The organism is Brevibacterium sp. FAM 24630 (genome assembly GCF_049804075.1).
Lineage (GTDB): Bacteria > Actinomycetota > Actinomycetes > Actinomycetales > Brevibacteriaceae > Brevibacterium.
In genome coordinates this window covers 34553-43191 of record NZ_JBNBZD010000027.1, presented here as the reverse complement: position 1 = coordinate 43191, position 8639 = coordinate 34553, and the positions used below count along the sequence as shown (strand labels likewise).

The 8639-nt window shown below is 67.1% G+C and carries 6 protein-coding genes and 1 pseudogene; 4 read left to right on the top strand and 3 right to left on the bottom strand.

The window, feature by feature from the left end:
• A pseudogene (locus ACPUD7_RS15920) lies at nt 1-256 on the top strand (IS110 family transposase); the annotation flags it as partial.
• 97 nt (nt 257-353) lie between these two features.
• On the opposite strand, the gene ACPUD7_RS15915 reads toward ACPUD7_RS15920, so the two are convergent.
• The 3 genes from ACPUD7_RS15915 to ACPUD7_RS15905 are packed head-to-tail and all read right to left on the bottom strand — an operon-like array spanning nt 354 to nt 3519.
• Nucleotides 354-1292 carry a type II secretion system F family protein gene (locus ACPUD7_RS15915; protein WP_135541491.1) on the bottom strand — a complete coding sequence of 313 codons (939 nt, stop codon included), beginning with the start codon at nt 1290-1292 and terminating at the stop codon, nt 354-356.
• Complete coding sequence (locus ACPUD7_RS15910; protein WP_425120451.1) at nt 1289-2299, bottom strand: type II secretion system F family protein; 1011 nt, start codon at nt 2297-2299, stop codon at nt 1289-1291. The genes ACPUD7_RS15915 and ACPUD7_RS15910 overlap by 4 nt, the downstream gene beginning before the upstream one ends.
• Nucleotides 2296-3519, bottom strand: coding sequence for a CpaF family protein (locus ACPUD7_RS15905; RefSeq protein ID WP_135541487.1), 1224 nt, complete (start codon nt 3517-3519; stop codon nt 2296-2298). The genes ACPUD7_RS15910 and ACPUD7_RS15905 overlap by 4 nt, the downstream gene beginning before the upstream one ends.
• Nucleotides 3520-3906: 387 nt before the next feature.
• On the opposite strand from ACPUD7_RS15905, the gene ACPUD7_RS15900 reads away from it, so the two are divergent.
• Genes ACPUD7_RS15900 through ACPUD7_RS15890 form a run of 3 tightly spaced genes read left to right on the top strand, consistent with a single transcriptional unit; the run spans nt 3907 to nt 8590 of the window.
• Nucleotides 3907-4743 carry a helix-turn-helix transcriptional regulator gene (locus ACPUD7_RS15900; protein ID WP_425120450.1) on the top strand — a complete coding sequence of 279 codons (837 nt, stop codon included), beginning with the start codon at nt 3907-3909 and terminating at the stop codon, nt 4741-4743.
• Nucleotides 4740-5840: a hypothetical protein gene (locus ACPUD7_RS15895; protein WP_425120449.1), complete on the top strand. Its 1101-nt coding sequence runs from the start codon at nt 4740-4742 to the stop codon at nt 5838-5840. Before ACPUD7_RS15900 ends, ACPUD7_RS15895 begins: the two co-directional genes overlap by 4 nt.
• Complete coding sequence (locus ACPUD7_RS15890) at nt 5837-8590, top strand: multicopper oxidase domain-containing protein (RefSeq protein WP_425120448.1); 2754 nt, start codon at nt 5837-5839, stop codon at nt 8588-8590. Before ACPUD7_RS15895 ends, ACPUD7_RS15890 begins: the two co-directional genes overlap by 4 nt.
• The last annotated feature ends 49 nt before the right edge of the window (nt 8591-8639 follow it).

Here is an 8639-nt window from a genome sequence, read left to right as displayed (position 1 = left end):
CTCGGGGCGCATCAGCGGTAACCACCACCGACCGAAACGCTACGACCGCAGACTGCTGCGGGCCTGCTACCTCGCCGCGCAAGTGGCATCGCGATGGTGCCCGGTATCGAAGGCGTTCTACGACCGAAAACGGGCTGAAGGCAAGAACCACAAACAAGCGATCCTCGCCCTGGCACGCCGACGCATCAACGTGCTCTGGGCGATGCTGCGAGACCGCACAATGTTCGGTCAAGGAATCTCCCCGATACCGGGGTGAAGCACTTGACAACTTCATTGAGATTCTCCTTCTTCTGTGCGGATGGATCGGACGGTCACGGATTCCATCGGGAAGCAATCGGGGGCGGACCAGACGGTCACGGGCTGAGGTCGAGCACGGTCAGGGACGGGAAGACAGCGAAGATGACGGTGACGGGAAGGACGAAGACGACCACTGGAACGAGCATGCCGATCTCTTTGCGGCCCGAGAGCTCGAGCAGGCGTCGGCGTGACTGTTCGCGCACGTCAGCGGCCTGGGAGCGGAGGACTTCGGCCAAAGGCGTGCCGCGGGTCATCGATACTGCGAGTCCGTCGACGAACTGGACGATCTCGGGGATCGCGATCCGCGTGGCCATCCCGTCGAGTGCCTCGACCAGAGGAGTTCCGGTGCGGGTGGCGGCCAGGGCCGCGCGCAGTTCGTCGATGAGATCACCCGAACAGGTCCGACACACCCGTTCCAGCGCCTCGATGATGCCCTCACCCGCGGTGATGGACAAGGCGAGGAGTTCCGCGACGGTGGGGAACTCGGCCAGCACCCGGGACTCGTGACGGTTGATGGCCTGGCTCAGGCGCCAATCATTGAAGACATGACCTGCGATGCCGCCGCTGATGACAAGGACGAGCGTGACGATGGGGGAGAACCCGCGCTGAGCCGACAGCAGCCCGGCCAGACCGCCGGCGGCGATCATCCCCACGAGGATGCTCAGCACCTGATTGATGCGGAACTTCTCGATCGTGGCATTCCCGCCGAGGCGGTCGATGCGCAGCCGCAGAGTCGCATCCGTGGTGATGCGCGAGGTCACCCACAGCGTCGACGTCAGCAGCACCGACTTCGCCAGTCCCAGGAAGCCCTCGGCACGCGGCGTCGGCGGAGCATAGACATCGATCAACGACTCCTGATCGCGCAGATAGGGCGCGATCCGTGAGGACAGGGTCGGTCGGCGCAGCGGCGGAAGGGAGAGGACGAAGACACACAGGGCGAAGCCGTTGAAGAGCCCGAGGGCGAGGACGGACAGGGGATCATCGAGGATGTTCATGCCGCCCGACCGTCCCGCGCATCATCCGTCCCGGACGAACCGAAACCACGGAAGCCGGTGCTCGCCTGCGGATCGGCCTCGCCGGCAGAGCCCTCAGCAGCGGCGTACCTGCGGTGTGCCGCGCTGAGGGAGGACCCTTCGATGACGCGAGGTTCGGCAGGGAGCCGACCGATGCGCTTCATCGCCTGATACGCGAGCAGAGAGATGACGAAGCCGGAGGCCAAGAGCAGCAGTCCGGTCCGGGAATTGTAGGCGGTGGCCGTCTCGGGCCGGGTCGAGAGGAACGCGAGCACCACCCAGGGTGCGGCGACGGCCAGCCGTGCTCCATTGACGGTCCACTGCTGCCTCGCGGACAGCTCGTTGCGTGTGCGGGCGTCATCGCGGACGAACTGAGCCAGGGCCCGCAGCATCGTGCCCAGATCGCTGCCGCCGACCTGTCGGGTGACGCTGAGGGCGACGACGATGCGGTCGGCCACCGGGTCGGCGCTGACTTGGCGGAACCTCTCCAACGCGAGTGCGAAGGACCCGCTGGCTCGGTATTCCTCAGCGAAGACTTCGAACAGCGGCCGCAGCGGTTCCGGACCGCGATGGGCCAAGGAACTGAGCGCCTCGGGCAGAGACAGCCCCGCCCGGACACCGGAATTGAGATGATCGAGCGTCTCCGGCCACAGCTCCCGACGCATCACCTGCTTGCTGCGGGCCCGATGCTGCAGAAGCCGGTGGGGCAGCCAGGAGGCGAAGAGGCCGAAACACAGGGCGATCGCCCACGACCCGGTGAACACGGTCGCGAGGACCGCGACGACACCGAACACGGCAACGCAGATGAGCAGCAGATGCCCGGGCCGCAGGCGCGGAAATCCCGCACCGGTGAGCATGTCGTCGAGTTCGCGCACCCATCGCCGCTGCGTCCGTGCTCCCTGCGGACGCTGCCACAGAGACATCCAGATGAGGAACAGCCCGGCGCCGAGTCCCGCGCCGATGAGCAGAGCGAACTGCGAATAGCTCACGCCGCCTCCAGAACGGCGTGCAGGTCCCGACCGATGCCGGCAAATCTCTCGCCGAGGTGGCCGAAGCCCTGACCGCGGACGAGCGTTCCGCGCGGCGAATGGAAGATCGTATCGAGTTCGACGACATCGCCTTCGACTCCACCGGGGACCGCGCAGATCTCGTCGACGCGGCGGACCCCGTTGGGATCGCGTCGCAGGTGGACGACGACGTCGAGGCTGACGGCAACGGTGGGAACGACGAACGCCGAGGAGATGTTCGCCCCGGCCAGCAGCGGCAGGGTGCAGATCTTCGTGATCGCCGCGCGTGCCGAGTTCGCATGAATCGTGCCCATTCCGGGCAGGCCCGAGTTGAGTGCCACGAGGAGGTCGAGGCTTTCGGCTTCCCGGACCTCACCGACGATGATGCGGGTCGGCCGCATCCGCAGCGCCTCTTTGACCAGGGCCCGCAGGGTCACTTCGCCGGTGCCTTCCAGGGACGGCTGCCGGCATTGCATGGGCACCCAGTCGCGGCTGGGCAGGTTGAGTTCGAAGACCTCTTCGCAGGAGATCGTGCGTTCCCTGGCAGGAATCGACCCGGCCAGAGCGTTGAGCATCGTCGTCTTGCCGGCCTGTGTGGCACCGGAGACGAGGATGTTGGCTCCGCAGGCGACGGCCCCGTCGAGGAACTCGGCGGCACCGGGGGTGATCGAGCCGGTGGCGACGAGGTTCCTGAGATTGCGTGGCCGAGCGATGAACTTGCGGATATTCACTGCCGGGTGGGTGCGGGTGATATCGGGAAGGACCACGTGCAGTCGGGACCCGTCGGGCAGGATGGAATCGACGAAGGGCTGGGACAGGTCGACGCGTCGACCCGAGGTGCGCAGCATCCGTTCGATGAGGTCATCGAGTTCGCCGGAGCTCAGCTTCGTCGTCGTCAGTTGGTGGACGCCGTCGACGGCGATGAAGACCTCACTCGGGGAATTCACCCAGATCTCCTCGACGTGCGGATCATCGAAATAGTCCTGCAGGGCGCCGAACCCCGAGAGCTGATTGTCGATCTGGCGAAAGGTCGCTTCTCTGTCTTCGAGCAGCGGCAGATCGGCGACGAGGCTGCGTTCGTCGTACTCGGCGATGACGGTGCGTATGAGCTCGCGAGAACGCTGTATATCGGCGCGCGGGTCCACGTCGAGATCTCTGATCCGCTTGTGGACCTCGCTGGTGATGACATCGGTGGCTTCCACTCTGAACCCTTGCCCTGATCATTCGAATGACAGCGAGATTTGCTTTTTAACCTAGCTGTAGTCGAAAGAAGAATCCAGTGATTTCTGCAATCTGTGGATAACGCGATCGAGGGCATTCAAATGCTGACTCTGTAGTTTCAGGCGTGTCATTTCGGGTATGATCCAACCACCGGCAGCTCGCGACCGATGGTGGACTTCACTCCTGCCGCAAGCGCGACGCCGTCTGAGCTGACGTGCTGACTCCACCTGAGCCGCGCCGCCGGCGGGATGAATAGGATCTCCCGCCGGCGGCGCTTTTGGGCCCACGCGGGAAGTTCCGCGATCACTCGCCGAGGCGGGCCCGGGCGGCGTATCCACGGACGAGTACCATTTATTACAATGGGAATCGTGAAAAACAGACGTGACCGCTCAGACAGCGACTCCGCGGCTCTCGGACCGGAGCCGGCGGTCCCGCAGACGGGCCTGACGCCGGCCGTTGCCTTCGTCCACGAGCACCTCGCGGCACAGGCCGGGGCCGTGACGATCTCGGCGCTGGCCGCAATGACCGGACTGCATCAGAACACCGTGCGCGAACACCTCGACCAACTCGTCGAGGCCGGTGCGGCCACGAAGTCCAAGGCCGCCTCCTCGGGCCGCGGCCGACCGGCCTGGCTGTATCGAGCGATCGGGTCACCGCGGAAGGGAGCATCGGAATACCTCGGTCTCGCCTCGGTGCTGGCCGCGCAGATCGATCGCACGAGCCCGAACCCGCGAGCAGACGGGATCGCGGCCGGAATCGACTGGGGCCGCGACCTCGCTCGAGGCGTCGCCGAAATGCGGGTCGACGCCGAGGAGGCCGCCCCCGCCGAATCGACAGCGACCGACGAGACTCTCGCCCTGCTCGACAGTCTCGGCTTCGCGCCTGAACCCGTTCCAGCGGAAGCGACGGACGCCGGCCGACGCAGCTTCCGTCTCACCCGCTGTCCCCTGCTCGAAGCCGCTCACGAATACCCGGACATCGTCTGCGGCGTCCACCTCGGCCTCGTCCGGGGCAGTCTCGAGTCCTTCGGCGGGCCCGGTGCCGACAGCGAACTCGAGCCCTTCTCCGAACCCGGGGCCTGCCGCCTGCACCTGCACGACGACACGGTCGCCGATTCTCCAACCGCGCCCGCCGCCGATCCACAGACCGCGCTGGCATCCGGTGAGTCTGCCGGTCCCGCCGCGACCCGAAAGCCGCTGAAGTGATCCGCCGCCTCGCCTTCCTCCTCCCCGCCGGACTGGCCCTGCTGGCCGGTCTCGATGCGGCACTCATGCTGCTCGGCGTCTGGGCCCCGGTCGCCGGTGACGATCTGCCCGAACTCCACGGCATCCTCATGGTCTTCGGCTTCCTCGGCACGGTCATCGCTCTGGAGCGAGCCGTGGCTTTGGCCCGCCCGACGGGTTTCCTCGCTCCCGGCCTGCTCGGGCTCGGCGCCATCGCCGTGCTCACACCGGCTCCGCTCATCGTCGGGCAGCTGGCCCTGCTGGCCGGCAGCCTTGCCCTCACCGTCCTCTACATCCCTCTGTTCAGACGCAACCTCGACGATGCCATCCTCGTCCAGGCCATCGGGGCAGCGCTGCTGGCCGGGGCCGGTCTGATGTGGATCGGGGGAGCCCCTGTCTCCGGCCTCATCGGCTGGCTGACCGGCTTCGTCGTGCTCACGATCAGCGCCGAACGACTCGAGCTCGCTCGGGTGAGCATCAGCGCACCGGCCACCCGCATCTTCCGACTCCTCGTCTCCGTCTTCGTCCTCGCCCTTCTCGCCTCTCTGCTGTGGCCGGCCGTCGGAGGACCGGTGCTGGGCATCAGCCTGCTCAGCCTCGTCGCCTGGCTGGTGGGCAATGACGTCGCCCGCAAGACCGTGCGCGCACCGGGGCAGACCGGCTTCATCGGTGCCTGCCTGCTCGCCGGGTACGTATGGTTGGCCGTGGCCGGACTGATCTGGACACTCGGCGGCCCGATCACCTCGGGACGTGGATTCGACGCCGTCGTGCACGCGGTCTTCCTCGGCTTCGCGCTGTCGATGATCATGGCCCATGCCTCGGTGATCCTGCCCGCGGTGCTGCGCATCCGTCTGCCCTACCACCCGGGCTTCTGGATCCCGGCCGGGCTGCTGCACATCAGCCTCATCCTGCGCATCGGCATCGGTGACGGACTCGACCTCGGCTGGGCCACACAGCTGGGCGGAGTGCTCAACGTGCTCGCAGTCCTCGGATTCGCCATCGTCGCGGCCTCCTCGGCGATCGCGGCGACGAAGAAGCGTACCGGTTCGGTCGCTCGCAGATCGGAGCCCACCCGATGAGCCCGCAGCTGTCCTCACCGCGCGAGCGTGACGACGACCTCGGCATCGGGCGCGGACGCTGGCTCATCCGCGACATCCCCGTCGTCATCTGGCTCGTCTTCCTCCTCGTCATCATCGCCGCCCATCCGGGCCTGCCGGTGGCCCGCTGGCTGATGATCCATCTCCTCGTCCTCGGCGCGGTCAGCCACTCGATCCTCGTCTGGTCCCAGCACTTCGCCCAGGCGCTGCTGCACACCCCCTCGACAGCGGCCACCCGCCGCAGCCAGAGCCTGCGCCTCGGTCTGCTCAACATCGGCACCCTCGTCGTCATCATCGGCATGATGGCCGGCATCTGGGCACTCGTCATCCTCGGTGCCGCGGCTGTCGTCGCCGCTGTCGTCTGGCACGGGGCCTCGCTGTGGAACGGGGCCCGCCACGCGCTGGCCTCCCGCTTCGCCGGAACTCTCCACTACTACGTCGCCGCGGCCGCGATCCTGCCGGTCGGCGTGACCTTCGGCGTTATCCTCGCCGATGACCTCGCCGACCCCTGGCACTCGCGGCTGCTGGCCGCCCATGCGCTGCTCAACCTGCTCGGCTGGATCGGCCTGACCGTCATCGGCACCCTCATGACCCTGTGGCCGACGATGCTGCGGACGAAGATCGTCCCCGGCGCCGAGGTGGCCGCCCGTCGCGCTCTCCCGCTCCTGCTCACCGGCCTGGTCATCGCTCTGGCCGCGACCCTGTTCTCGGCCCCCTGGGCGGCCGGCATCGGGCTGCTCGCCTACCTGGCCGGCATCGGACTCATCGCCCGGCCCTTCGTGCTCTCCGCAGCGGCCAAACCGCCACGGGAGTACCCGACCTATTCGGCCGCAGCCGCAATAGTCTGGCTGGTCATCTGCCTCCTCGCCACGGCCTGGGTGTTCTTCACCTCCGCGGATTGGACTTCGGCCACCCACGGGTTCACCTGGCTGACCCCCGCACTGGCGGCAGGCTTCGCCGCACAGATCCTCTTCGGTGCCCTGTCCTATCTCCTGCCCGTCGTCCTCGGCGGAGGGCCGACGGCCGTGCGCGCCGCGAACCGGGAATTCAACCGCCTCGCGGCCTTCCGCATCACGATCATCAATCTCGGTCTGGCGATCTGTCTGCTGCCCGTGCCCAGCTGGGTGCGCGTCCTGTGCTCAGGGCTCGTGGCGCTGGGGCTGGCACTGTTCCTGCCCTTCCTCTTCCGCGGCCTCCGCGCCTCCCGCAAGGCCAAAGCGAACCCGGACATCCACCGGACGAAACGTCCGACGAAGGAGCAGCGAGCCGCCGCATCCAAACTCGACGACCGGCGTGCACTGGCATCGGCGGCTGCGGGCATGGCGCTCGTGCTCGTCGCCGTGGCCGGGGGAGTGGCCCTCGACCCGAACGCCACGACCGCGGTCACCGCGCGAGCCGCCTCGGCGGGAGTGACACCGACGGGGGAGACCACAACGGTGCGCGTTGAGGCGAAGGACATGCGCTTCAGTCCCGACAGCGTCGACGTGCCCGCCGGCAACCGGCTCGTCATCGAGCTGAAGAACACCGATGACCAGGACGTCCACGATCTCGTGCTCGACAACGGCGTCGACAGCGGACGACTGAGCCCCGGCGAATCCGCCACCGTCGACGTCGGCATCGTCGGCGAAGATCTCGAGGGCTGGTGCTCGATCGCCGGGCACCGGCAGATGGGAATGGTCTTCGCCGTCAACGCGATCGGCGGTGCCGGTGAGAATACGGCAGCGGGCCATGACGACTCCGGCGACTCCGGGGATTCCGACACGGACGGCATGGCCGGCATGGATCACGGCGGCATGGAGCACGGCAGCGGCAACGGAACCTCCGGCAGTGAGGAATCCGCGGCCGGAGACCTCGACTTCATGGCCGAACCCGGCGCAGACTTCTCTGCCCGCGATGCGCGGCTGCCGCAGCCCGATGAGTCGGAGAAGTCGAAGACGATCAAGAAGACCTTCACCGTCAGCGAGGTCGAACGCGAGGTCGCCGCCGGCGTCACACAGAAGCTGTGGATGTTCAACGGCACCATGCCCGGCCCCACCCTGCGCGGGAAGGTCGGCGACCGGTTCGAGATCACCCTGGTCAACGACGGTTCCATGGGCCACTCGATCGACTTCCACGCCGGTGAGCTCGCCCCCGATCAGCCGATGCGCACGATCGCGCCCGGCGAATCCCTGACCTACACGTTCACGGCCACGCACTCGGGCGCGTGGATGTACCACTGCGCGACGATGCCGATGACCGACCACATCGCCAACGGCATGTTCGGCGCCGTGATCATCGATCCGCCGAACCTGCCCGAGGTCGACCGCGAATACTTCATGGTCCAATCCGAGCTCTATCTCGGACCCCAGGGCGGAATCGTCGACTCCGACAAGGCCGCCCGCGAGGAACCCGATGCCGTGGTCTTCAACGGCTTCGCCAATCAGTACGATCACGATCAGCTCAAGGCGAAGGTCGGCGAACGGGTACGCATCTGGGTCGTCGACGCCGGCCCCAATCGGCCGAGCGCCTTCCACATCATCGGCGGACAGTTCGACACCGTGTTCAAGGAAGGCGCCTACCGACTCAAACCCGACAACGAGGAGCAGGGGGCGAGTCAGACGCTCGACCTGGCCGCCTCGCAGGGCGGGTTCGTCGAACTCGAATTCGCCGAGGCGGGGCACTATCCCTTCGTGTCCCACGTGATGGTCGACGCCGAACGCGGTGCCCACGGGATCGTCGACGTCACGGATTGAGGCGATCGCCCCGCTGTGACCGCGAGGGCGGTACGAAAAATCTCACATT

Excerpts from the sequence above, each read along its gene's own strand:
- ACPUD7_RS15915 (WP_135541491.1), bottom strand. The coding sequence starts at position 1,292 with ATGAACATCCTCGATGATCCCCTGTCCGTCCTCGCCCTCGGGCTCTTC.
- ACPUD7_RS15890 (WP_425120448.1), top strand. The coding sequence starts at position 5,837 with ATGAGCCCGCAGCTGTCCTCACCGCGCGAGCGTGACGACGACCTCGGC.